Origin of the sequence: Bacillus sp. SIMBA_026 (assembly GCF_046535335.1) — a bacterium.
Lineage (GTDB): Bacteria > Bacillota > Bacilli > Bacillales > Bacillaceae > Bacillus > Bacillus velezensis.
In genome coordinates, this window is sequence record NZ_JAWRWX010000004.1 from 124816 (window position 1) to 148863 (window position 24048).

Annotated in this window: 21 protein-coding genes and 3 pseudogenes; 9 read left to right on the forward strand and 15 right to left on the reverse strand. The window is 44.3% G+C overall.

The genetic code is table 11. From position 1 onward, the window contains the following. Positions 1-49 precede the first annotated feature (49 nt). From SB847_RS18850 to gutB, 3 genes are all read right to left on the reverse strand, one after another. Complete coding sequence (locus SB847_RS18850; RefSeq protein WP_410578307.1) at positions 50-1012, reverse strand: carbohydrate kinase family protein; 963 nt, start codon at positions 1010-1012, stop codon at positions 50-52. 101 nt (positions 1013-1113) lie between these two features. Then, entirely contained in the window at positions 1114-2490 is a 1377-nt protein-coding gene (locus SB847_RS18855) for an MFS transporter (RefSeq protein WP_020861281.1), read from the reverse strand. Between the two features lie 73 nt (positions 2491-2563). Continuing rightward, on the reverse strand, positions 2564-3625 hold the full coding sequence (gene gutB / locus SB847_RS18860) for a sorbitol dehydrogenase (protein ID WP_088461572.1): 1062 nt from the start codon (positions 3623-3625) through the stop codon (positions 2564-2566). Between the two features lie 201 nt (positions 3626-3826). On the opposite strand from gutB, the gene SB847_RS18865 reads away from it, so the two are divergent. From SB847_RS18865 to SB847_RS18875, 3 genes and pseudogenes are all read left to right on the forward strand, one after another. After that, positions 3827-6331 (forward strand): NB-ARC domain-containing protein, encoded by a 2505-nt coding sequence (locus tag SB847_RS18865; protein ID WP_410578310.1) that lies wholly within the window; start codon positions 3827-3829, stop codon positions 6329-6331. Further along, positions 6306-6785, forward strand: a pseudogene (locus SB847_RS18870) (LuxR C-terminal-related transcriptional regulator); the annotation flags it as partial. The gene SB847_RS18865 and the pseudogene SB847_RS18870, both read left to right, overlap by 26 nt. Before the next feature lie 465 nt (positions 6786-7250). After that, positions 7251-7328 (forward strand): annotated as a pseudogene (locus SB847_RS18875) (recombinase family protein); the annotation flags it as partial. 94 nt (positions 7329-7422) lie between these two features. Here the strand turns inward: SB847_RS18875 and SB847_RS18880 are convergent. Continuing rightward, a complete protein-coding gene (locus tag SB847_RS18880) occupies positions 7423-9450 on the reverse strand; it encodes a serine hydrolase domain-containing protein (RefSeq protein ID WP_032872584.1) in 2028 nt (675 codons plus the stop codon). Between the two features lie 279 nt (positions 9451-9729). Between SB847_RS18880 and SB847_RS18885 the strand changes: the two genes are divergently transcribed. From SB847_RS18885 to SB847_RS18895, 3 genes and pseudogenes are all read left to right on the forward strand, one after another. Next, positions 9730-10320, forward strand: a complete 591-nt coding sequence (locus SB847_RS18885; protein WP_032872586.1) for a sensor domain-containing protein — start codon at positions 9730-9732, stop codon at positions 10318-10320. A 4-nt stretch (positions 10321-10324) separates the two neighbouring features. Continuing rightward, positions 10325-12115: a response regulator gene (locus SB847_RS18890; protein WP_410578313.1), complete on the forward strand. Its 1791-nt coding sequence runs from the start codon at positions 10325-10327 to the stop codon at positions 12113-12115. Between the two features lie 177 nt (positions 12116-12292). Beyond that, positions 12293-12491 (forward strand): annotated as a pseudogene (locus SB847_RS18895) (tyrosine-type recombinase/integrase); the annotation flags it as partial. Between the two features lie 104 nt (positions 12492-12595). On the opposite strand, the gene groL reads toward SB847_RS18895, so the two are convergent. Together groL and groES are read right to left on the reverse strand one after the other, a co-directional pair. Next, complete coding sequence (gene groL / locus SB847_RS18900) at positions 12596-14230, reverse strand: chaperonin GroEL (RefSeq protein WP_003155941.1); 1635 nt, start codon at positions 14228-14230, stop codon at positions 12596-12598. A 41-nt stretch (positions 14231-14271) separates the two neighbouring features. Continuing rightward, complete coding sequence (gene groES, locus SB847_RS18905; protein WP_003155970.1) at positions 14272-14556, reverse strand: co-chaperone GroES; 285 nt, start codon at positions 14554-14556, stop codon at positions 14272-14274. Positions 14557-14792: 236 nt separating this feature from the next. On the opposite strand from groES, the gene SB847_RS18910 reads away from it, so the two are divergent. Together SB847_RS18910 and SB847_RS18915 are read left to right on the forward strand one after the other, a co-directional pair. After that, a complete protein-coding gene (locus tag SB847_RS18910; protein ID WP_045206906.1) occupies positions 14793-15527 on the forward strand; it encodes a CPBP family intramembrane glutamic endopeptidase in 735 nt (244 codons plus the stop codon). Further along, positions 15524-15715 (forward strand): YdiK family protein, encoded by a 192-nt coding sequence (locus SB847_RS18915; protein WP_003155975.1) that lies wholly within the window; start codon positions 15524-15526, stop codon positions 15713-15715. Before SB847_RS18910 ends, SB847_RS18915 begins: the two co-directional genes overlap by 4 nt. 38 nt (positions 15716-15753) lie before the next feature. Here SB847_RS18915 and tatC read toward each other — a convergent pair whose 3' ends face one another. Genes tatC through moaC form a run of 4 tightly spaced genes read right to left on the reverse strand, consistent with a single transcriptional unit; the run spans position 15754 to position 17864 of the window. Continuing rightward, positions 15754-16512 (reverse strand): twin-arginine translocase subunit TatC, encoded by a 759-nt coding sequence (gene tatC, locus SB847_RS18920; RefSeq protein WP_007609791.1) that lies wholly within the window; start codon positions 16510-16512, stop codon positions 15754-15756. 6 nt (positions 16513-16518) lie between these two features. After that, positions 16519-16689: a twin-arginine translocase TatA/TatE family subunit gene (locus SB847_RS18925; protein ID WP_003155981.1), complete on the reverse strand. Its 171-nt coding sequence runs from the start codon at positions 16687-16689 to the stop codon at positions 16519-16521. 18 nt (positions 16690-16707) lie between these two features. Next, positions 16708-17355, reverse strand: a complete 648-nt coding sequence (locus SB847_RS18930) for a redox-sensing transcriptional repressor Rex (protein ID WP_003155984.1) — start codon at positions 17353-17355, stop codon at positions 16708-16710. Continuing rightward, positions 17352-17864 (reverse strand): cyclic pyranopterin monophosphate synthase MoaC, encoded by a 513-nt coding sequence (gene moaC / locus SB847_RS18935; protein ID WP_003155986.1) that lies wholly within the window; start codon positions 17862-17864, stop codon positions 17352-17354. The genes SB847_RS18930 and moaC overlap by 4 nt, the downstream gene beginning before the upstream one ends. Before the next feature lie 139 nt (positions 17865-18003). Between moaC and SB847_RS18940 the strand changes: the two genes are divergently transcribed. Next, on the forward strand, positions 18004-19932 hold the full coding sequence (locus tag SB847_RS18940) for an ABC-F family ATP-binding cassette domain-containing protein (RefSeq protein WP_410578315.1): 1929 nt from the start codon (positions 18004-18006) through the stop codon (positions 19930-19932). A gap of 222 nt (positions 19933-20154) precedes the next feature. Here the strand turns inward: SB847_RS18940 and tsaD are convergent, their stop codons facing one another. From tsaD to thiL, 5 genes are read right to left on the reverse strand one after another with little or no spacing between them, the layout of a single operon-like run. Continuing rightward, entirely contained in the window at positions 20155-21195 is a 1041-nt protein-coding gene (gene tsaD, locus SB847_RS18945) for a tRNA (adenosine(37)-N6)-threonylcarbamoyltransferase complex transferase subunit TsaD (RefSeq protein WP_410578317.1), read from the reverse strand. Then, positions 21188-21643, reverse strand: coding sequence for a ribosomal protein S18-alanine N-acetyltransferase (gene rimI, locus SB847_RS18950; RefSeq protein WP_045206905.1), 456 nt, complete (start codon positions 21641-21643; stop codon positions 21188-21190). The genes tsaD and rimI overlap by 8 nt, the downstream gene beginning before the upstream one ends. A gap of 10 nt (positions 21644-21653) precedes the next feature. Continuing rightward, positions 21654-22343: a tRNA (adenosine(37)-N6)-threonylcarbamoyltransferase complex dimerization subunit type 1 TsaB gene (gene tsaB / locus SB847_RS18955; protein WP_045206904.1), complete on the reverse strand. Its 690-nt coding sequence runs from the start codon at positions 22341-22343 to the stop codon at positions 21654-21656. Further along, complete coding sequence (tsaE, locus tag SB847_RS18960) at positions 22324-22800, reverse strand: tRNA (adenosine(37)-N6)-threonylcarbamoyltransferase complex ATPase subunit type 1 TsaE (RefSeq protein ID WP_045206903.1); 477 nt, start codon at positions 22798-22800, stop codon at positions 22324-22326. Before tsaE ends, tsaB begins: the two co-directional genes overlap by 20 nt. 15 nt (positions 22801-22815) lie before the next feature. Further along, positions 22816-23793, reverse strand: a complete 978-nt coding sequence (gene thiL / locus SB847_RS18965; protein WP_410578320.1) for a thiamine-phosphate kinase — start codon at positions 23791-23793, stop codon at positions 22816-22818. Between the last annotated feature and the right edge of the window lie 255 nt (positions 23794-24048).

Consider the following 24048-nt stretch of genomic DNA (forward strand, 5'->3'; position numbering starts at 1 on the left):
GAGGATGCTTCCCGAAGTCCGATGACTTTCAAGAAGCATCCTCGATATTTTACAGTGATACTTCAACCTCTTTTAAACTCGGCAAAGCATCGATCGCACCGATTTTGGTGCACACGAGCGCCCCCACCTTATTGGCAAATGAGACAATATCACGCAGCTTCGCAAAATCTTCGGCTGCTGTCTGAATCTCATCGGTGCGTGCCAACTGATACAGCGCCGCGCCGACAAACGCATCTCCCGCTCCCGTTGAGTCTATTGATGTCACCGGAATGCTCGGAATGATGTCAATATCCTTCCCATTTGAAAGAAGGGTCCCGCTTTTCCCGAGTGTCACCGCCACAATGCCGGCCCCGAGCTCATGAAGAACCGCAACACCTTCTTTATGATCCTTCGCACCGCTGATGATCTCAAGCTCCTCGTCACTGACTTTCACAAAATCACTTATGGCAACGGCTTTTTTTGCGGTATTTATAAACTCTGAAACTCTTCCTTTCCATAAATCCTCACGGTAGTTAGGATCGAAGGAAATAAACTGTCCATTGTCTTTCGCAATCGACATCAGCCGTAAATAGGCTGAGCAAAACGGATCAGATAACAATGCTGTCGCTGATCCGAAATGAAGGATTTTCGCATCGTTTACCTTTTCCAGATCAATATCCTCCAGCGTAAACAAAGCGTCCGCTCCTCTGTTAAACACAAAGTCGCGCTCCCCATTTTGTTTTAATGAAACAAACGCAAGCGTTGTAGGCGCTTTCTCATCCATGACGAGCATAGAGGTATCGACGTGTACGGCGTCCAATGTCTGCTTCAGAAAATACCCGAACGGATCTTTGCCTGTTTTTCCGCTGAAAGCCGCGTCTCCGCCCAGCTTAGCAATCGCTGCCGACACATTCGCCGGTGCCCCGCCGGCACTTTTTAAGAAATTACGTCCTTTCGTCAAATCAACATCCACATCGGTACAAAAGAAATCAATTAACAATTCTCCAATACAAATAACAGATTGGCTTCCCACATTATCACACTCATTTATCAATTCTCGATTATAGTTTCAGTATAGTGCTTTCTGTCATAAATACAACCGTTTACATAGAATATTTTAAATTTTACGTATACTCATCTTGCAGCTCTTTGCTCCAGATCAGACATCATCTGCTGATATTTTTTTTCAGTTAAAGGATAAAAAGAAATAAGAATAATAGACAGCAGAATGAACAATCCCGGAATGAGCGCATTCATATTTTTAATCGCATTCAATGACGAGGCCGTCTGATCGGTATTCGCGGCATATCCGGCGATTCCGAGATAAACGGCCGAAAATGACCCGGCTAACGCAACTCCGAGCTTATTGATGAAACTCATGCTCGAAATCACCACGCCATCAGCCCGGACTCCGGTTTTCCATTCCGCATAATCGACACAATCGGCAACCATTCCCCAAGCAAGCGTATTTAAAGGCGTCGTAAAAAATCCCGAAACGAAAAGCCAAAAGAAAATAAGCGGCAGCGAAGAATACGATGTAAACTGAAGGCCCGCATAAGAAATTAGCGACAGCGCCGCCGTGATGATCATAACCTGCTTCCGGCCCCGCTTCTCAGAAAAGAAAGGAATAAACAGATTGCTGATCAGCGCTGCGCCGAAAAACAATACGGTTCCTAAAAACACAAATTCCTTATGGCTGACGTTATACGTAAAATAGTACACCATCGTGCTGAGCTTAATGTTAAACCCAATCGCAAACGCCAAAAATGCAGAAACCAAAATGAGCAAAGGCTTGTTTCGGAACAAAACAGACAACGTCTTTTTCATTCCTTGTTTTTTTCTTTTTTCAGGCTGAATCCGTTCCCGCACAGTAAAGAAACTGAACAGATTCAATGCGATGCTCACCGCCGCATAGATAAGCGCCGTCATCTGGAATCCAAACGCCTGATCTTTCCCGCCGATCAGATCTGCAAGCGGTGTCGCACAGGAAATCGATAACAGAATTCCGATATAAACCAAAATCATCCGGGTCGTCGTCAGAACCGTCCGTTCCTCCACGGAATTCGTCATCCGCCCCGTTAAGCTGTTGACCGGAATCGTCTGCATGCTGAAGGACATCCCAAGCAGAATATAAGTGATGTACGCATAAACCATGTTCCCCGTCTCGCCGAAATGAGGGGTCGTGAAGCATAAGAACGTAAATAGCGCAAAAGGAAATGCTACCCACAAAAGATACGGCCTTGCCTTTCCCCATCTTGTATTCGTCTTGTCTAAAATCACGCCCATAATCGGGTCAAAAATAGCGTCCAGCACCCTTACGATAAGAAACAAAGCTGCAATGACCGCAGGCTTAATGCCGCCGACGTCTGTATAATAGAATAATAAGTATGCGTTTACAAACTGAAAGATAATATTGTACGACATATCGCCGAATCCGTAGCCGATCCGTTCCATCCAGGACAGGCCGCGATATTTCGTCTTTACTGCCGCTGCTTTTTCTGTTTCAATCATCATTTCCCACCCCAAGAATCCGTTTTCATTTTTGATAAGCAAGAGGGAGAATGCAAAGATCCTCCCCGTTCACTCAGCGATTTGGATACACCATCACTTTTAAGCATTCATTTTTGTATTGAAAGGCCCGTTCCATCGCCTCTTGCGTCTGCTCCAGCGGATATTGGTCCGTTATAAGGTGCTTCGTGTCCACTATGCCGGAAGCGAGAAATTCAATTCCCTTCGGATACGTATTCGCATAACGGAAGATTCCGTATATATCAATCTCGTTATCTGCAATAAACGGCACATTGAGCGGAATCTCGTTCTGAGAAGGCAAACCGACAATCGCCAGTTTTCCGCCCCGGCGCACGGAAGCCAGTGCGGATTGCAATGCCGCCGGATTCCCCGCTGTTTCCCAGGCGGCATCAACGCCTCTGCCATTCGTGATCGTTGTGATTTCTTCACCGGCATCCTGTTCCCGGACATTGATGACATGAGTCGCTCCCATTTTTTTCGCGGCATCTAACCGCAGCGGCTCCAAGTCGGTCACAATGATTGTGCCTGCCCCGTATGCTTTCGCTGCCGCAACAGCCATTAATCCTACAGGCCCCATTCCCATAATCGCAATTGTTGATCCGGGCTGAAGCTTTGTTCTCGCGGCCGCATGAATGCCGACAGAAAACGGTTCGATCAAAGCCGCATCTTCATAGGATAGTGAATCCGGAATCGAGAAAACAAAGTCCTGACGCATTTTGATATATTGGACAAACGCGCCGTCAACCGGCGGTGTCGCCAAAAACTGTACATCCGGGCAAAGATTATAACGCCCCTCCTTACACGCCTCACAGCGTCCGCATGTGACACCGGGTTCGACGGCGACACGGTCTCCCACCTTGAATTGATCGACAGACGATCCGACAGCGGCAATTTCTCCCGCGCATTCATGACCGAGGATAAATGGTTTTTCCACTACATAATTGCCTATTCTGCCATTTGTATAGTAATGCAGATCAGATCCGCAAATTCCGACAGCCATCACCTTAATCAACACTTCATCATGATTGATCTCAGGCACGGGCAATGTTTCGATTTTGATTTCTCTCGTGTTGTGCATAACCGCCGCTTTCATATTTTGAGGCACTGTGTGAGTCATTTGGCAAAATCCTTTCTCTGCTTTGAAATGTAAGTGCATACATTTTTGTTTTCTCTATTACTGCCCCTATTTTATCTGCTTTTCAAGACGTACAACAGCCTTTCCTGCTGTATAAAAGGACAGCGGCACTGTACTTTTTATTTTTTCATATACAAAAAACACTGAATTGATAAAATAGTACTAATAGGAGGTGCAGGTTTTATGGCTGAACTTGAAGATCAAAAACAATTTGCGGAATTGCTGGCACCGGGCGTCAAGTCATTAAAACTTCATCCTGATTATAAAGTCAGAAGGAAAAAGAACGAAAAAACAGGACAGTCTTATTTAGATAACATTTCACACCAGCTGGGAGTTTCCCCAAACACGATTAAAAGCTGGATCGGACAGATGGGTGTGAACTATGTTCCCGGAAGAATTGACGACGGAAAACTGTTCGGAATGATCTGGATCATTCTTGAAAAAACCGATATGAATATACAGTGGTTTACCGACCTGCTTGAAACCACAACCATACCTGTCATCAAACCTGCATTGCCTGTATGGGCAGCATCTTGCCTTAAAAAAGCAAAAACGTTAAGAAAAGACGGATCATTCGGTTCACCGCTTGACGAAGATATTGAAAAAACAGTCAAACGTTTATTTCCTGAGGTTCCCGACCATAAAACGAATACGCTTACAGAACAGATCCCTTTGACACACAATTTACCGTCACGCTGGTCGGGTCACTTTATAGGACGAAGATTTGACATCGAGGCGATACAGCAATGGATGCTTTCCCCATCACCCGTCTGTTTAATTACCGGATGGGCAGGCATGGGAAAAACGACAACTGCTCTAGAAGCAGCCTATTCCTGTATCGGCGATTCCTCGGATTGGCCCGCATTCAACAGCATCATCTGGCTCAGTGCTGACTGGAAAGGATTAAGCTTCAGCGATTTTTTAAATACGATTGCATATCAGCTGGGTCGAACGGAACAAATTGATAAGTCAATCAATGAAAAACGGTTTGTCGTCCGCAATGCGTTAGCCAATTACACCAGGGAAGAACCAGTATTACTTATCGTTGACAGCGCTGATACCGCAGAAAGCGACATTCTCGAATTCATCACCAGCCTGCCCCAAGGTGTGAAAATCCTCCTTACAGCTCGGGAGAACTTGAAGCAAACATTCAGAGAAGGCTTTGGAGAAATGGTGACCATTCAACTGAGCGGACTTGAAGTAACGGATGCCCTGGAGTATTTTCATCAAGAAGTGCACCGCTGCCTGCAAATATGCAACGACCCAACTAAACAAGCAAAGCTAGCGCAGCTGCTGGAACTATCTCCTGAATTGAAGAGCGAGTTCATTTCAGCGACTGCCGGAAACCCGAAAGCCATGGCACTCAGCATCGCCTATATGTCAGACGATGACATTCCCGCTCAACAGCTGATTCATGAGCTCGGAAAAGCAGGCTACTCACTATTAGATCTGTTTGATTTTCTATTTGGGCGCACATGGCACAGATGCAATGAAGACACCCGGAAACTATGGCAGGTGCTATGCTTTTTCAGCAAGCCGCCAGATGAAAAAAGTCTGGCGGCAGCAGCTGGATTAGACGCTCGCCGTTTTCATTACGCTGTTGAACAAATGCGGTCATACGCTTTGATTCAGCCGGAACGAAGCAAAGGAAGAACACAGTACTTAGTGCATCAAACCGTTGTCGCATACGGAGAACAGCACTTATCTGAAAAACAGGACTTTGAAAATGAGGCGCGCAGGCGGTGGGCGCATTATTATATTCATTATGCGGAAACCCATTTAAAGCGGGAACAGCCAAACTCTATTTATTGGAGCTATCTCCTTGGACGTGATTTAGACCAAATCAAAACAGAATGGCCAAACATCCTAAAGGTGATCAAATGGTCAAGCGAAACCAGACAAAATGAAATCCTAATTGAACTCATCACTCGCATCAGCCATTTTCTAAGCAGAATCAATCTGCCCTTACGAATCGAATACGGCCGTAAAGCCGCCGACGCCGCCCATCAATTAGGCAAACACACGCTAGAAGCGTTCTTCCGAATCGACACAGCAGGCTGGGCACTCATGGAAGTCAATGATTTAGACGGGGCACTTCAACAAATTGAAGACGGACTGAAGAATCTGGAACAATCAGACACTGAAGAGCAAGACGTTCACGATCTAAAGGTATGGGGACTCGCACTGCAATCGAGGCTGTTTTTAAAAGCCGGAAGTCATGAAAAAGCAGAAGTGATTTTAATCGATATCAAAGATCAACCGATTTCCCCTGCGATTCAGCACAGAGTTCTATTGGTTCGCGGAGATCTGAGCTTTGTGAAAGGTCATAATGAAGAAGCCATTCAATTATACGAAGCGGCAAATGAGATCAGCTCCATGTATGGGGGCGAAAAAACGATAGAAGCCTATTTCAATTTGGGTATAGCTTACGTGAAGTGTGATCTGTTTGAGAAAGCGGAAGAAGCTTTTGAGCAGATGCTTTATGACAAACATAACGCGAATCAGGTTGAGTTGATTTATTATTATTACGGGATGGCACTCCTGCTGTTCCGTAAAGGCGAGCATACGAAAGCGATGGAATTTAATCAGAAGGCAATTCTTTTGATTGATTCGTGGGAGCCTGCGATTGGGATTCGAGGAGAGGTGGAACAATTGGGTGAGGCGCTTGAAGGAAATGGACGGGCTTGAGGCTTTACTTGAGATGAAACAACGATGGCCTGATATGAAGATTGTGCTCATGACAACGTTTGAGGATACCTTGCAGGCGTCAACTGCATTGGAGAACGGGGCGGAAGGCTACATGCTGAAGTCGATTCATCCGCGGGAGATGAAGGAAGCCTTGAAACTTATTTATAACGGTGGAACCTGGATCGACCAATCGGTCGCTACGCGAGTTTTCGAAGAGATAAAGCGTCAACGCGAGCAGTTGGAGAAGATCGGCTCAAGTAAGGACAGCTACCCGTACAGGCTTACGAAACGAGAAATGGAGATTCTGGAGCATCTGTCAAACGGCCTGCGCTACAAGTCAATCGCCGCAAAGCTATTTTTATCGGAGGGAACGGTCCGCAATTACTGCTCGAAGCTCGACGTCAACAACCGTGAAGAAGCAATAAAAATGGCGCGAACGGAGAATATTGTGTAGGAGCAGGAGAACTTTTTCGATATTTCTCTTGTTTTTTTCAAATGCTTCTTCCCCATAATAATCAAATCGTTTATCAACCTTAACAAGCTAAAGTCACATAATAGTAGTTTGAACCATTATAGAAATTTAAACTGTTTTTCAACAAAAAAAGTGCATTAGTCCTTCTTGGATCAACACACTAGTTAAATTTATAAGCTCCTTATATGTTTTTTTATTTTTAACACGTTTCTTATTAAACCCTTTTTATATGTATCTTAGTCAGAATGTTTAATAGATTAACTACAGGAATGCTATCCTGCCCCGATAGTTCATTACGGAAGTCCAAAATCAAGTATTGATATCGCATCTTTTTTATAAACATCGTGACTTTATTTCAAAGCTACAAAAAGCCCTCCAGTTAATTTGGAGGGCTTAGCATGCGTTTTTTCCATAATCATATACTAAGTCTTTCTGAATTGATTAAACATAGAAGAAACTCATTCAAAATGGAGGAATGGAGAAATAACAGCTGTTATGTTTATGGAAATGTTAGAAGAAAAGTAGCATCTCTCCTATAGGAAATGCTATTTTTCCTCCTATTGTAAGAATGATGGTACTCCCCTTAAATATTTGCTATGATTCATGTTTGGATGAATCCTTACTTCTGCTTAATAGGCAAAGCATGATAACCAAAAGCCAAATCGAGTAAGGCACTCGCTTCTTGACGTAGTAACAGATCCTTCGGACGGAAGGTAAAGGATCCGTCGGCGTGGATGGTAGTATCAGGGTCTACGATTCCTTGTGAGGCAAGTGCTTGAATGGCTTGGACCCCCCAGTCATCCGCAGCATCAAGCAATTTTACTTTAATAGCTTTGTCAGGCTGAATCGGTTTCATGTCATGAATTTGCTTTAAGTTTTGAATCATGGTTGCTGCGACCTGTCGGGTAATCGGAGTAGCACGGTCATACCCTGGAATTCCTTTCATAATTTTTTCCCTTGCCTCCTTGGAGTCGTCTGGAAAACCGTTCCATCCATAAGCAAGTAACAACGTATCCGCAAACTCTCCTTGTGTCATGATGTCCATCGGATTGAATAGATTACCTGTTTTAGCACCCATAATATTTAGAGCATGAAGATTATCAATGTGACTTCTATAGTTACTCTTTTGTGGAACGTCATCAAAAGGTGGTTTGTTGTTAATTCTCTGGGCATCTGCTACAAAATCAAGGCTTTTAGGAGAGTTGTAGTGAAAATATGCGATTTCTCCAGCTGAATTCTTTTTGAAAGCAACTTTGTTGCCTTTCGAATCTTCAAATAACAACGGATGAATCATTTTGAGAACTTGTTTTCCAGTTGTTCCACCCTCCATGACCAAATTCCCATTTTCATAAGTAAAATGAGTGCGAATTGCAGCGAAACGCGTATTTTGGAATAAGCCCAAGTATTTATGAGCTTCTTTTTCCTCTAACGGGAGATAACTTGTTTTTACTTCATTCTTCTTAGCAGGGAAATAGTGATCCATGAGAGTTTCATATATGTCTATACTCATCATTGAATCATTATTGTAAGACATGAAGAATGCTGTTTTTTGTTCAGGCACTAAAATCAGCATTGATTGATGTCCAGGCATGCTTCCCCCTTTTATTACAACGTGTTGACCGTTAGCAAATTCATTAAAAGGCGTTTCAAATCCAATTGTTGCAACAGGAATCGTCTTATCTGCGAAAACTTGGTAGTCATGCATCATATCCATGCTTCTTTTACTTACGATTTCTTTACCTCCAAACTTTCCATTCTGTAGCTGCATAATCATGTACTTTGACATGTCTTCTCCAGTGGACAAAATGCTTCCTTGTGGTGCATCTGTTAGACCATGCCCACTTGTTGGAATAGGATCGCCAGTGGGACCGTAATGTGTAGCCATTCTCTTGAGAAGATCAGGCGTAAAACGTACACTTGTAGACTTCATGCCTAATGGTTTGAAAATATTCTTTTCCATATATCGTGAGAAAGATGAGCCCGTAACATTCTCCACTGCATATCCTGCGAGTGCAAATGCGAAGTTGTCATACGTATAAGCTTCACCGGGCGGCCGTACCACCGTCGGCATATGTTTAGAGAAAAACTCCTTCATCGGGATATCTTGATTAACGTATTCTGGTCCGGTTATTGTAGTGATATCGGGAAAATCCACGCCGCTGGTATAGGTCAGCATATCAAACAGGGTGAGGGGTTTTCCTGTTTTATTGGGTATTTTCAATCCACCGAGATATTGTTGTACATCTTGATCTAGTTTAAGCTTTCCTTTATCGACTTGTTGCATCACGGCCAAGGCAGTAAAAGTTTTCGAGACTGAAGCAATTTGGAAGACCGTTTCCTTATTGACGGGAATCTTCTTTTCTTTATCTGCATAACCGTACCCTTTATTGATGACGACCTTTCCATCATGGACGACGACAAAACTTGAACCGTTTACATTGTACTCCTTCATTTTTTCCTCAAATAACGGATCAGCAAAAGATTCTATTTCTTTTGCATTATTGGGAGCTTTCGTCATTTGGACATCGGGCGTGGATGTCGATGGTTTTGATTCTCCAACTTCTGATGATTGTGGGGAACATGCAGAAATCATGCTAGTAGAAGTGAGAAGAATTGCGAGACTGAGTGTATTGATTGCTTTTTTCATTTTCGGACTCTCCTTTGTTTGACTGAAATTTTCTTGTCAGCACAACGAGTAGTCAGCTCGTCAGTGTATAAACCGAGTGTAGCAATCGGAAAGTCATAGTAGCTAGTGACCTTTCGTCATCTTCATGCATGACATAAAAAATAGAGCGTAGTACGGATAGTTTTATAGTCATGACCTATAAATCATGACACTTTGACACTACCGTATGTGACAGGCGAAAAGTTAGAATCGAAGAGCGGCTCATAACGTATTAGTAAAGAAAAAGGAGGAGAAACTCTAATGTCGAAAGAAGCAGCTCAAAAAAGTTTGCAAGATTTCTACTTTTTTTTGTTTACCTTCGGATCTGGATTGTTTTACTTTTGCTTCTATTTGGCCAGCATTACATTTGCACTCGTGATGACAGTTATCTTCGTAGGTATTCCCTTGTTAGCGAGTGTGTTGCGGACAACTCACACGTTTGTCCAGTATGAACGTATTCAGACGAAGGTTTATACGGATATATCGATAGAGCCAATCCTACCAAGGACAAAAAGTGGAGGGGATAAATGGATTGAAGCGAAAGAAGCAATTCTTAATAGTAACAATTGGAGGGCTATTTTTTGGCTCATGCAGAAGTTTCTTATTGGGGTAATTAGCCTCTTATGTGCCGTTATATTGTATGTAGCTCCGCTTGTATTTATCGTTACACCGTTACTTTTTCAATATCTTGATGTATATTTATTAGGAATAACTGTGAATTCATGGAAGGAATCTATATGTGTCATGATCGCTGGGGGTATTCTCTCCTGGATACGTACTTGTATTGGAAACAGTTTAGTTCAAATGATTGGAAAGTACACGATTTCCATGTTCAAAGCTATTAAGGGGTGATAATTTGTTTGGGATTTTGAAACAATGGTTTTGGTATGACTGGATATTACTTTGTATACGTTTTGTCATCTGGCTCTCAATGATGTTAACTACTATCCAACATCAAGACCATTTGACTGTGCCACTTTGGATCATCATTCTTTGGGAAGTAGCCTCATTTTCAGTACCTTGGATTTGTTTAATGTTCAGTTATCGCTATTATCTGTTTACTGAGATAATTTTGTTTGGTGGAGTTTGCTTCTACTTAATCTTATTATTTCCAGCGGCTTATCTTGCTTTTTTAATGCCGACTTTCATGATCGCGGCAAATAGTGCCCATAAATCATACCGTTGGTCGGGTTCTATCACAATTGTTTTGTTTCCGTTTCTCATTGCAATATTTTCCCGTGAAATAGATGTATGGGTGATTATCCTACAAATGGGTCTGGCTTTTGCAATGGGATTTTCCTTTCGTTTACTCGTTGTTAATTACCGTAACAATGAAATTATTCGTAACCAGAAGCGTGTATTGGAACAGTATTTATCCCAGATTGAACGAATTACTTTGCTAGAGGAGCGTGATAGACTCTCAAAAGATTTGCACGATACGATGGGACATTCCTATACCTCAATCATTATGGGGATGGAAACATTACGTACGGAATTAAAGACAAAAGATGGGGAACAAAAGCTTGACTCATTATTGAAATTGGCCCGTAACAGTATGGCAGAAGTGAGAACGTATTTACATCAAATGGATTCACAACAGGAAGCACTTCCGCTAATTGTTACCTTGAAACAATTAGCGGAAGAGTTTCAGAAACATGCAAAAGTAAATGTACGCACTCGAATAATAGGGGAAGAGTACACGGTCCCCAAACAAGTGAAAATGACACTGTATCGGAGCTTGCAGGAAGCACTGACTAATGCTGTGCGACACGGACAATCCACCGAAATCATTGTGTCACTGCATTTTGAGCCGCAACAGACGAGATTGGATGTGCAAGATAATGGCTGCGGAGTGGAGGAATGGAAAGATGGCTTCGGGTTAACTGCGATGAAAGAACGTACGGCACAATTACAAGGTAGAGTCACTATATACTCCGAAAAAGGCGAGGGGACGCTCATCTCATGTGCGTTACCTAGGTTGGAACAATTATCCAATGAACGAATCCGCTTGTGTATCGTCGATGATCATTCGTTTATTCGAGAAAGTCTCTATACAATCTTGGATGAACAGAAGGACTTGCAGGTAGTGGGCATGGCTGAAGATGGAGAGCAAGCTGTAGAATTGTGTGGAAGGCTGAATCCAGATTTGGTATTAATGGATTTGGAGATGCCCAATCAGGATGGGATTCGTACCACCAAAATAATCAAGGGGAAGTGGCCTGACATTCGTGTCCTCATCCTGTCAACGTTTCAGGATATAGAAAGGGCGAAGGAAATCATACGAAGCGGCGCTGACGGCTATCTGCTAAAATCCATAGAGTCACGTGAACTAGCTGAATCGATTCGCCTCGTCTATCGGGGAGCCACTATGATTGACCAAGATTTGTTCCATAGAATGTGGGATGGAAATGATGAGGCAGAGCCAGCCGGATTGAAGTTAGATGGAAAAGAGTATGGCTTAACGAAACGCGAACTAGAGGTTTTGAATCTTTTGTCTCAAGGAATTCGTTATAAAACAATTGCTTCGGAACTTTACTTATCAAACGGCACTGTAAGAAATTACGCTTCCACTCTCTATGATAAATTGGGAGTCAAAAATCGAGAAGAAGCCGTGCAAAAGGCAAGAGATACAGGATTACTTTCATAAGAGGGATTACTTTCATCTGCTAGGGGTGTGTGAACGTTCAAGGTTTCAGGGGACCACATGTCAAAAATATGTGTTATAGGCGATTTTACAGCTTCTATAAATAATGTTTTGTTTTTGTTATAAGTTTTTAAGTAATTCATGTTTAATTTTCAATGAATCATATAAAGATATAAAGACAAGCATATTACACCCCATAGCTTTAGACATACTCATACATCCCCTTCTCATTGAAGCTGGTGCAGGCGTAAAGGAGATTCAAGAAAGATTAGGGCATTCAGACATCAACACGACGATGAATATTTACGCTCATATGACAAAAAATATCGAAGAAAAGACCTCCCATAAGTTCAGTGAACTTACGAAAGGTCTTCTCTAATTGGTGAAGTAAATTTGTTTCAAAAACTGAAAGTTAGCAAAAAGTTAGCATTTCACTAATCTCCACCTTCCAAACCCCTATATATCAAGGGTTCTAGGCGATGATTACATCATGCCGCCCATACCGCCCATGCCGCCCATGTCAGGCATTCCTGCGCCGCCGGCGTTTTCTTCCGGTTTGTCAGCGACAACGGCTTCAGTTGTTAAGAGCATTGCTGCTACAGAAGCTGCGTTTTGCAGAGCAGAACGTGTAACTTTTGTCGGGTCAACGATACCTTTTTCGATCATGTTTACCCATTCGCCGGTTGCAGCGTTGAAGCCTACGCCGATTTTTTCGTTTTTCAGGCGCTCAACGATGACAGATCCTTCAAGACCTGCATTGTGTGCGATTTGACGGATCGGCTCTTCAAGTGCGCGAAGCACGATGTTGATACCTGTTTGCGCATCTCCTTCAGCTTCAACTGCAGCGACTTTGTTGTATACGTTGACAAGCGCTGTACCACCGCCGGATACGATGCCTTCTTCAACAGCTGCGCGAGTTGAGTTGAGGGCGTCTTCGATGCGAAGTTTACGCTCTTTCAGCTCAGTTTCAGTCGCAGCGCCGACTTTGATGACAGCTACGCCGCCGGCAAGTTTCGCAAGACGCTCTTGTAATTTTTCTCTGTCGAATTCAGAAGTTGTTTCTTCCACTTGAGCGCGGATTTGGTTGACGCGTGCAGCGATTTTTTCAGTGTCGCCAGCGCCTTCTACGATTGTTGTGTTTTCTTTCGTTACTACAACTTTAGAAGCGCGTCCCAATTGTCCGATTTCAGTAGATTTCAGGTCAAGACCTAAATCTTCTGTGATCACTTCTCCGCCTGTAAGAACAGAGATGTCTTCAAGCATTGCTTTACGGCGGTCACCGAAGCCAGGAGCTTTAACGGCAACAGCGTTGAATGTGCCGCGAAGTTTGTTGACAACGAGTGTAGCAAGAGCTTCCCCTTCAACATCTTCAGCGATCAGAAGCAATGGTTTGCCTTGCTGTACAACTTGCTCAAGCACAGGAAGGATTTCTTGAATGTTTGTGATTTTTTTGTCTGTGATTAAGATGTAAGGATTGTCAAGAACCGCTTCCATCTTATCAGAGTCAGTCACCATGTAAGGAGACGCATATCCGCGGTCGAATTGCATACCTTCAACAACTTCAAGCTCAGTTGTGAATCCTTTAGACTCTTCGATTGTGATGACGCCGTCGTTTCCTACGCGCTCCATTGCTTCAGCGATAAGGCTTCCGACTTCCTCATCAGCAGCAGAGATCGCAGCAACCTGAGCGATAGACTCTTTGCCTTCGATCGGCTTAGAAATTTCTTTTAAGTTTTCGATTGCTACAGTCACGGCTTGTTCCATACCTTTACGCACGCCGACAGGGTTAGCCCCCGCAGTTACGTTTTTAAGGCCTTCGCGGATCATAGCCTGCGCAAGTACAGTCGCAGTCGTCGTACCGTCACCGGCAACGTCGTTTGTTTTGCTGGCTACTTCAGCTACAAGCTTCGCACCCATGTTTTCAAACGCATCTTCAAGTTCAATTTCTTTTGCGATTGTCACACCGTCATTTGTAATTAACGGAGAACCGAATTTTTTCTCCAGAACCACGTTGCGTCCTTTTGGCCCTAAAGTTACTTTTACAGCGTCAGCAAGCGCATCGACACCGCGAAGCATAGCGCGGCGTGCTTCTTCACTAAACTTAATATCTTTTGCCATGTTAACGAAACCTCCTCGAATTTTTAAAAATATTTATTTGCTTAGCCGATTACAGCTAAAATGTCGCTTTCACGTAAGATTAAGTATTCAGTACCTTCGTATTTCACTTCAGTACCGGCGTATTTTGAGAAGATAATGCGGTCGCCCTCTTTTACTTCTAAAGCAACGCGCTCTCCGCTTTCCAACACGCGACCTGAACCGGCTGCCACGATTTTGCCTTCTTGCGGCTTTTCTTTTGCAGAATCCGGTAATACGATTCCGCTGGCAGTTTTTTCTTCAGATTCTACGAGTTCAATGACAACGCGATCACCTAATGGCTTTAACAATGTAATAACCTCCTCAATAGTATGAATATGTAATTTTAGCACTCAGCTCTAAAGAGTGCTAACACAGTTATTATAATAAAGAATCTCACTTCCAATTTCAAGTCATAAGAATAAAAAATTTTCACGCTTACATGATTCTCTCTCACACTGATTTTCTCCTTTTTTCACGTCAAGTTCACTTGTGTTACAATAAGAACAAATAAGTTGATTTTATAGGATAAAGGAGTACATATCATTTGAGAAAACAGTATTGGTATATCATTTTGACATATGTTATCATGCAGCTTTCCGCATTGATCGGCATTCCTTTAATGTACAAATTCGGCTATGCGGGCGGGCAACCTACGAATGCGAATCTCACCATGGCTCAGGGGATTTATTCCGTCGTAAGCTTTTTTATCTGCCTGATTATCGTTCTCTTGATTTTGAGAACCGCGCCGAAGCAGACATTAAGAAACGGGAAGAAAGCATCCGCCGGCATGTCCGTTCTCTGGGCGGTCGCGGGAATATGGCTCGCTTTATTTTCTCAGGGAATCGCCGGGATGATTGAGCAGTATGTCTTTCATGTGGGCAGCGGTTCCGAAAACACGAAAGCCATTCTCAACATTATTAAAGCCATGCCGCTCATGATTATCGTTTCTTCTATCGTCGGACCGATTCTTGAAGAAATCATTTTCCGGAAGATCATCTTCGGTGTATTATATGAAAAAACGAATTTCTTTATCGCCGGACTGATCAGTTCCGTCATTTTCGGCATTGTGCATCAAGACCTCACGCACCTGCTGCTGTATACGGCCATGGGCTTTACCTTTGCGTTCTTGTATGTGCAGACGAAACGGATTATTGTGCCGATATTCGCCCATGTCATGATGAATACCATTGTCGTGGTCATGCAGCTCGGCCCCGCCCAAAAATATATTGAACAGCATAGTGAGCAAATGCAATTAATTATTGGAGGATTGTTTGTATGAGGAACCCAATGACTTGGGGCTTGATTTATTTCGCAGTCGGCTGTATCTTTACGTATTTGGCCGCAAGCTCTCCGGGAAGCATGTGGTCTTTTTATTCCATACTGCTGATGGTTTTCGCCGCTTATAATATCAGCATCTCGTTTAAAATGTTCGCCTTCTCATTTAAAGTGAAAAAAAATCAAAAATAAAAGAAAAGCCATTTCTCATCATTGAGAAATGGCTTTTTTTATGCTGATACGTCCTGATCAGATTCACTGCCGGTCTGCCTTTTTCGATACGCCGCTTTTGAGATCAGGATACTGATCTCGTATAAAATGCAAAGCGGAATGGTAATCATCAAGTGAGACAGCAGCTCAGGCGGCGCAATCATCGCGGCGATCACAAGCAGCACAAAATACGCGTACTTCCTGATCTTTGATAAAAACCTCGGCGTGATAACACCGAGTCTCGTTAAAAACATGATCAGCACCGGCATCTGAAACAGCAGCCCGAACGGAATCGTCAGCTGGAGCAGAAAATGAAAGTACTCGGTAATCCCGATCACCTGGTTGACATCGAGGTCATTCGAGACCCGCTTCATAAAATCAACGACCAGCGGAAATAAAATATAATAAGAAAACGACACACCGCCGACAAACAGCACGATCGAAATCGGAATATAGCTGAGTGTTACTTTGCGTTCCTTCTCATACAGACCCGGGCTGACAAACGCCCAAATCTGATAGAGAATAATCGGCGAAGTCAAAATGATGCCGATGATAAACGCGAACTGCAAAAAGATAAACAGCGGATCCGTCAGGTTAAAAGCATTAAGGGTGAGCTCTTTTACTTCATCGGCTTTTTGAAGATACACAATGATAGGTTTTGCCAGAAAAAAGCCGGCAATAAAGAAAACCGTAAAGGATAACGCCACAATCAGCAATCGTTTCCGAAGTTCGGCAATATGCTCCACAAGCGTCATTTGATTCACTCTCATACGCGTCATCCTATCTTACTGTTCTTCTTTCTTTTTTTCCTCTTCTTCACCGGCTAATCCCTTAGTAGCGTTCTTAAATTCACGAAGCGTGTCCCCCGCCGCTTTTCCTAATTCGGGAAGCTTCTTCGGACCGAAAATAATCACCGCCACCACACCGATAACCGCCAGGCTTCCAGGACCAATCATGTGCAGCTCCTCCTTTCGCTATTCAATTTCTTCCAAAACAGAATAATGCTTTAAGAAATAAACCAATGATTGAAGCTCTACAGCTAAATCTATATGATGAATTCGAATGTGATCCGGCACATTCAAACGGGCCGGCGTAAAGTTAAGGATTCCCTTGATTCCGAGCGACACGAGCCGGTCGGTGATTGACTGGGCGGCAACCGCCGGAACGGTAAGAATCGCCACGGGTTCATCCTTAATGTGAAGCTCTAAATCATTAAGATCAAAGACAGGCACACCGCCTACCTCAGTTCCTATTTTACTCTGATTCACATCAAAAGCCATAGATATTTTTGTGTTATTATTTTTTGTGAAATTATAGTGAAGAAACGCCGTCCCTAAATTCCCGACACCGATCAAAATGACGTTCGTCGTTTCATCCTGATCCAGTGTTTTTCTGAAAAATGACAGCAGGTAATCCACATTATAGCCGTATCCTTTTTTGCCGAGCGCCCCAAAATAGGAAAAATCCCGGCGGATCGTGGCCGAATCGACTTTTACCGCGTCGCTCAGTTCAGCTGATGAAACGCGCTGCTTTCCTGACGCGTGTAAATTCTTTAAAAAGCGATAATAAAGCGGCAGCCGTTTTGCCGTCGCCTGTGGAATTTTTGATTGATCCTTGTTCATGATTGGTCCTCCACTTTATACTCAGATGCATCTCTTTTAAAATCACCGTTTTTGCCTCCTGTTTTTTCCATGAGGCAGGTCGGGCCGATGACCATTCCTTTATCCAGCGCCTTGCACATGTCATAAACGGTCAAAGCGCAGACTGAAGCGGAAGTTAGCGCTTCCATTTCCACACCTGTACTCCCTTTCGTTTTTACGCTTGCCTGTATATGAAGAACGGCTTCGGAATCCTTTTCCTCCCAGCCGAATGAAATGTCAACGCTGCTTAAAGAAAGCGGGTGGCACATCGGGATAATCGCTGACGTCTGCTTTGCGGCCATAATTCCTGCCACCTGTGCGACAGCCAGCACGTCTCCTTTTCCGATCTCGCGGTTTTTGATTCTGCTGTACACGTCATGCTTCATGTGTACGCTGGATATCGCAGCGGCAGTACGGACTGTTGAAGATTTATCGCTTATATCCACCATGCGGGCACGGCCTTCTTCATTAAAATGAGAAAATCCATTCATATTTAAACTCTCCTTACTTCTGATCATACACTATTTTCTCCCTGATGTCTTATCCTATAATGTTCCAATTCTGATGTATTGTTTGCTGACAGCAGGTTGATAAGCTACACTTAACTTATTATAACAGAGGTGAAATAATATGATGATCTTACAAATTAATCAGCTATCCAAATCTTTTGGCGCTGATCCTATTTTAAACAATATAAAGCTTGAAGTCAGATCTCGGGATCGCATCGCCATAGTAGGCAGAAACGGAGCCGGCAAATCAACTCTCCTTAAAATTATCGCAGGTCACCTTTCATATGAAAAGGGTGAATTAATCAAACCGAAAGAATTAACGATGGGATATCTTGCCCAGCACACAGGCTTGGAATCCCAGCTTACCATAAAAGAAGAACTGCTGAGCGTTTTTGATTTCCTGAAAGCAATGGAAAAAGAGATGCGCTCTATTGAAGAAAAGATGGCCACGGCCGCCCCGGCGGAGCTTGAGACGCTGATGAAAACCTATGACAGGCTTCAGCAGGATTTCAAGGATAAAGGCGGCTATCAATATGAAGCGGATGTCCGATCTATCCTTCACGGCCTCGGCTTCGGAAAATTTGACGATTCCGTGAAAGTGAAAAGCCTGAGCGGCGGTCAGAAAACAAGGCTTGCGCTCGGAAAGCTGCTGCTGACCCAGCCTGATCTGCTTATTCTGGATGAACCGACGAACCATCTCGACATCGACACGCTTACATGGCTTGAGCATTATTTACAGGGATATTCAGGCGCAATCCTGATCGTTTCCCACGACAGATACTTTCTTGATAAAGTCGTCAGCCAAGTGTACGAGGTCTCACGGACAGAAAGCAAAAAATACCTCGGCAACTACAGCGCCTATTTAGAACAAAAAGCCGAGCAGTATGAGAAAGACCTGAAGCTGTATGAAAAACAGCAGGACGAAATCGCCAAGCTTCAAGATTTTGTCGACCGCAATCTGGCCAGAGCTTCTACAACGAAAAGAGCCCAAAGCAGACGAAAACAGCTTGAACGGATGGACGTCATGGCAAAGCCGCTCGGGGATGAAAAATCAGCCGCCTTCCGTTTTGACATTACAAAACAGAGCGGAAACGACGTCCTGCGCGTACAGGATGTTTCTATCAGCTATGACGGCCAGCCTCCGCTCTTGAAAAACCTGACCTTCGGCATTACAAGAGGCGAAAGCGCCGCCCTCGTCGGACCGAACGGAATCGGCAAATCAACCTTGCTGAAAACCATTATGAATACAATCAGTCCGGAATCCGGATCGATCACGTACGGTTCCAATGTCACAATCGGCTATTACGATCAGGAGCAGGCTGAACTGACCTCGTCCAAACGCGTGCTGGACGAGCTGTGGGATGAATATCCGGACATGCCGGAAAAAGAGATCAGGACATGCCTCGGCAACTTCCTGTTCAGCGGAGACGATGTCCTGAAACCGGTCCGCTCGTTAAGCGGCGGGGAGAAAGCAAGAGTCGCGCTTGCCAAGCTGATGCTTCAAAAAGCAAACTTTCTCATCCTTGATGAACCGACAAACCACCTTGACCTGGACAGTAAAGAGGTGCTGGAAAACGCCCTGATCGACTACCCGGGAACACTGTTATTTGTATCGCATGACCGCTACTTTATTAACAGGATCGCCACAAGAGTGCTGGAGCTGTCACCTGATCATGCAGAAGAATATTTGGGAGACTATGACTATTACACTGAGAAAAAAGCCCAGCAGCTGGAACTGGAAGAAATGAAGCGGCAGGAAAAGGAGCAGGCTCAGCCTGCCGGCAAGGTCAAACAGGATACGAAAAGAACTTACGAGGAAGAAAAAGAATGGAAGAAGAAAGAACGGCAGCGCCTGAGACGCATTGAAGAAATCGAAGCGGCCGTCTCATCCGCCGAAGAGAAAATCAGCGCCAATGAGGAGCTGCTGTGCGATCCTGACGTGTATCAGGATCATGAAAAAGTACAGACCATTCACGCGGAGAATGAAGCTCTGAATCAAGAGCTCGAAAGCTTATTAGCAGAATGGGAGGAACTCTCCTCAGAAGAATAGAAAAAGTCAAGCACCTCTTTAAGGGGTGCTTTTTTATCCACAACTATCCTCCTTGTCAGCCATGTAAGTAAGCGTTTTATACACACTATCCACAAAATTTTCTGACTTTATCCACTTTACTAACAACTTATAGTCCCTTATCCAGCCTGGATTTCTGGATATATTCACAATCCTGTGGATATGTTAGAATTGTCTGTTAATAAGTAAAAAAAGCCTCACGTTTTACAACGTGAGACGATCAAAGGATGTTAATTCCAAACCGGGCTGTCCGTTCATATCATATGAGCCCCGAATCCCCTTTTCAAAAGCAACGGTTCCGGCAGCCGCAATCATCGCTGCATTGTCCGTGCATAAAGAAAGCGGCGGGATGACAAGCTCGGGATATCCCGAATGACTGAATTCCTGCTGCAGTGCGGCTCTCAGCCCTTTGTTAGCGGCTACGCCCCCTGCCAGCAGCACTTGTTTAACCCCGTATTCTTTCGCGGCCTTAGAGGTTTTTGCCGTCAGTACATCAATGACACTCTGCTGAAAGCTTGCGGCCAGATCCTCCGGAGGAATCACCTCATTTTTTTGCGAGGCGTTATGAAGTGTGTTAATCACAGCTGACTTTAGGCCGCTGAAACTAAAATTGTAAGACCCTTCTTCCAGCCACGCACGCGGAAGCGGAATGGAATCCGTTCCCACAGCAGCCAGCTTATCAATCTGCGGCCCTCCCGGATAAGGAAGCCCCATCGTTCTTGCCACTTTGTCGTAAGCTTCGCCTGCGGCATCATCCAGCGTTTCACCGATAACCTCGAATGAACCGTGCTCTTTCATATAAACCAATTCCGTATGTCCGCCTGACACAACCAAAGCAAGCGCCGGGAATTGAAGCTCTCCTATCAGCCTGTTTGCATAAATATGGCCCGCGATGTGATGGACGCCGACTAACGGTATTTGATGGGCAAAGCTTAAAGCCTTTGCCGCATTGACTCCGATTAACAGGGCTCCGACAAGTCCGGGTCCTTCCGTTACGGCAATCGCATCAAGATCATCAAAGCCCATCTCCGCTTTTGAAAGAGCTTCCTCAATCACAAGGGTAATCTGCTCCACATGATGTCTGGACGCTATTTCAGGCACGACCCCGCCGAAACGTTTATGGCTTTCAATTTGAGAAGCGACAACGTTTGAAATAATTTCATTCCCGTTTTTTACGACTGAGGCCGCTGTTTCATCACAGCTTGTTTCGATTCCTAATACATAAATATCTTGTTTTTCACTCATGTAATGTCACCCACATTAATAACGCATCTTCCCCGTTATCTGTATAGTATTGTTTTCTGATTCCTCCGGCCTGAAGACCGAATTTTTTATATAAGGATTGGGCGGGATGATTTGAGACCCTGACTTCGAGAGAGAGCCTTCTTGCCTTTTTTTCTCTGCACAATTCTATCGCAGAGCGAAACAGCGCTTCTCCCAATGATTGGCCCCGATATTCCGGCTTAATGGCTATGTTCGTAATCTGCGCGTCATCTATAATAATCCAGATTCCGCAATACCCTGCCAGACAGCCGTCCTCTTCAATGACAAGGTAGTGGGCATACGGATTTTCCAAAAGCTCATGATAAAATGAATCCTTCGTCCACGGAGAAGTAAAGGATGCTGTTTCAATTTCATAAATTTGATCAATATCTTCCGGCCGCATGCTTCGAATCGCCGTTTTCGTTTTCATCCCTATCACCCTATTTTTGAGATTCCATCCATTTCGCTTCAGCTTCTGCCAGACGCAAATAATCCGGAACAAGGCTGTGGACATCCGCTTCTTCTTTTTCCAAGCCTAAAAACGCCAGCTCTGACGGCCGCGGATTATGCTGTGCAGCCGTTCCTATCACTGCTTGAGATGTCAGCTCATGCAGAATGGTTTCTTCATGAATGGCTGTATCGTGCCCTAAAAATAAAATCGGAGACGCTTTTTCTTTCAGCATGCCGAGCCAATCAGTCAAAAGGACATTCTGATCTGGAAGAACAGATTGTAATCGGCCGTCCTGATATTCATAAAGTCCCGTATATACTTGTCCGCGCCGGGCATCAAATAACGGGCAGATCAGTCCTTGAAAGTGCCGTCCGTTAGCCGCCAGCACCTCCAGACTCGAGACAGCGGAAACCGGAAGCTTCAGCGACCATGCTAATGTTTTTGCCAGTGTCACACCGATTCTGACACCTGTGTACGATCCCGGTCCTTTCGCCACCGCTATTTTCGTAAGGTCCTGCGGTGTTAGGCCGCAATCCTGCAGCAATGAATTGACAGCAGGCATGGCCCGCACGGAATGGTTCTTTTTTAAATATGTAATATACTCCGCCATCACCGTTTTGTCACGAACGAGCGCGGCACCCAGCGTGTAATTTGACGTATCAATTGCCAGTAATGTCATGTTTATTTATCTCCTCACAAAGCGTTTCATACCGTGTTCCGCAAGCCGTAAAGGTAATGTCCCTTGCCTCATCACCGGCTCTTGTGATGACGATCTGCAGCCGTTCAGCAGGCAGCTGATCCTGAATTAAATGAGCCCATTCAATTAAACAGACGCCTTGTCCCTCAAAATATTCTTCAAGCCCTAAGTCTTCGCTTTCATCCTCCATACGATACACATCCATATGATATAGAGGAAGCGAACCGTCATGGTATTCTTTTATAATTGTAAAAGTCGGGCTGTTTACCACTCTCGTGATTCCCAGTCCTTCGGCAAAACCCTTTGTAAAAGTCGTTTTTCCCGCGCCTAAGTCGCCTTCCAGTGTCAAAATGTCTCCCGGCTTTGCCAAAGAAGCGGCAAGCTTGGCTACGGCTTTCGTTTCTTCAGGGTTTTTCGTTCTCCATTGTAATGTCTTCAAAGTGAGTCACCCGTCTTATTTAAAATGATTGTATCCTTTTTTCTCAAGGACGATTTGTCTCTGATCATTGGCTGTCAAAAGAACACAGGCTTCCTTCCGTTCAGATACCGCTCCTATCTTCGCAATCGGAATGCCCGATTGAGTGCAGTAATCAAGCAGGGAGGTCCACTCTTGCTGAGAAACCGTTCCAACCAATTCAAAATCTTCACCGCCGAATAACACCCATTTTTCCCACTCAGAATCTGCCTCAGGCAAATCCGGATGCACCGGCAGAAGTTGTTCTTCAATTTCTATCGTAACTGAACTTGCCGCAGCTATTTCATGCAGCTCACTGGCCAATCCGTCACTGATATCATTCAGAGCCGCGCGCTGAAGCTGAGAGCAGAAGCGGCCGACCTGAACTCTCGGAACGGGCCGTTTATGTTTTCGGATAAAATAATCACTCGTATGAAAAGCAGAAGGGAGTGTTTCTCCCAATAAAAGATACAGTCCTGCTGCAGACGAACCGATATCCCCCGTAACAAACACAACATCCCCGGGTCTTGCCGAGCTTCGCAGACAAGCGCGATCCTTCTCAATTTCTCCGATGACAGTAACGGTAATAACAGCTTGACCGGAAGCGGAGACGGTATCTCCCCCGATCAAATCCATTTGATATAGTTTCGCCAGTTCCGCCATTCCTTCATACATTGCCTGGACGTCAGCTTTCTGCCAGCAAGAAGGAACCGCTAGAGACACCAAATAAAACTTCGGAATGCCTCCCATCGCCGCCACGTCACTAATGTTAACAGCAAGCGCTTTATAACCGATATCATGAGGAGAGGAATACTCTAATTTAAAATGGACATTCTCCACCATTGTATCAAGGCAGACAATTTGCTGCATATGGGGTGACGCTGTATAAACCGCACCATCATCACCGATCCCTACATCGACGGAAGGATGATAATGCGAATGCGGCGTAATACTGTGAATCAAATCAAACTCATCCATATATCTCCCGTCTCCCTTTCTGACGCTCTTGTGAAATACAGCTCTTTCTAGTGTATCGGATTATGTTTCAATATCCAAGACTTTAACGATATAAAAGAAAGCTTGGTTAGATACCAAGCTGCCAGCATTTAAAAGAAAACACAAAAAAAACGAAAACATGATCGTTTCGTTTACAATAAAAATGGCGGTCCGGACGGGACTCGAACCCGCGACCTCCTGCGTGACAGGCAGGCATTCTAACCAACTGAACTACCG

Bases quoted from the DNA above. Each gene is read 5' to 3' on its own strand.
- SB847_RS18855 (WP_020861281.1), bottom strand. From the start codon at position 2,490: ATGATTGAAACAGAAAAAGCAGCGGCAGTAAAGACGAAATATCGCGGC.
- gutB (WP_088461572.1), bottom strand. From the start codon at position 3,625: ATGACTCACACAGTGCCTCAAAATATGAAAGCGGCGGTTATGCACAAC.
- SB847_RS18865 (WP_410578310.1), top strand. From the start codon at position 3,827: ATGGCTGAACTTGAAGATCAAAAACAATTTGCGGAATTGCTGGCACCG.
- SB847_RS18880 (WP_032872584.1), bottom strand. From the start codon at position 9,450: ATGAAAAAAGCAATCAATACACTCAGTCTCGCAATTCTTCTCACTTCT.
- SB847_RS18885 (WP_032872586.1), top strand. From the start codon at position 9,730: ATGTCGAAAGAAGCAGCTCAAAAAAGTTTGCAAGATTTCTACTTTTTT.
- groL (WP_003155941.1), bottom strand. From the start codon at position 14,230: ATGGCAAAAGATATTAAGTTTAGTGAAGAAGCACGCCGCGCTATGCTT.
- SB847_RS18915 (WP_003155975.1), top strand. From the start codon at position 15,524: ATGAGGAACCCAATGACTTGGGGCTTGATTTATTTCGCAGTCGGCTGT.
- tatC (WP_007609791.1), bottom strand. From the start codon at position 16,512: ATGACGCGTATGAGAGTGAATCAAATGACGCTTGTGGAGCATATTGCC.
- SB847_RS18925 (WP_003155981.1), bottom strand. From the start codon at position 16,689: ATGATTGGTCCTGGAAGCCTGGCGGTTATCGGTGTGGTGGCGGTGATT.
- SB847_RS18930 (WP_003155984.1), bottom strand. From the start codon at position 17,355: ATGAACAAGGATCAATCAAAAATTCCACAGGCGACGGCAAAACGGCTG.
- moaC (WP_003155986.1), bottom strand. From the start codon at position 17,864: ATGAATGGATTTTCTCATTTTAATGAAGAAGGCCGTGCCCGCATGGTG.
- SB847_RS18940 (WP_410578315.1), top strand. From the start codon at position 18,004: ATGATGATCTTACAAATTAATCAGCTATCCAAATCTTTTGGCGCTGAT.
- tsaD (WP_410578317.1), bottom strand. From the start codon at position 21,195: ATGAGTGAAAAACAAGATATTTATGTATTAGGAATCGAAACAAGCTGT.
- rimI (WP_045206905.1), bottom strand. From the start codon at position 21,643: ATGAAAACGAAAACGGCGATTCGAAGCATGCGGCCGGAAGATATTGAT.
- tsaB (WP_045206904.1), bottom strand. From the start codon at position 22,343: ATGACATTACTGGCAATTGATACGTCAAATTACACGCTGGGTGCCGCG.
- thiL (WP_410578320.1), bottom strand. From the start codon at position 23,793: ATGGATGAGTTTGATTTGATTCACAGTATTACGCCGCATTCGCATTAT.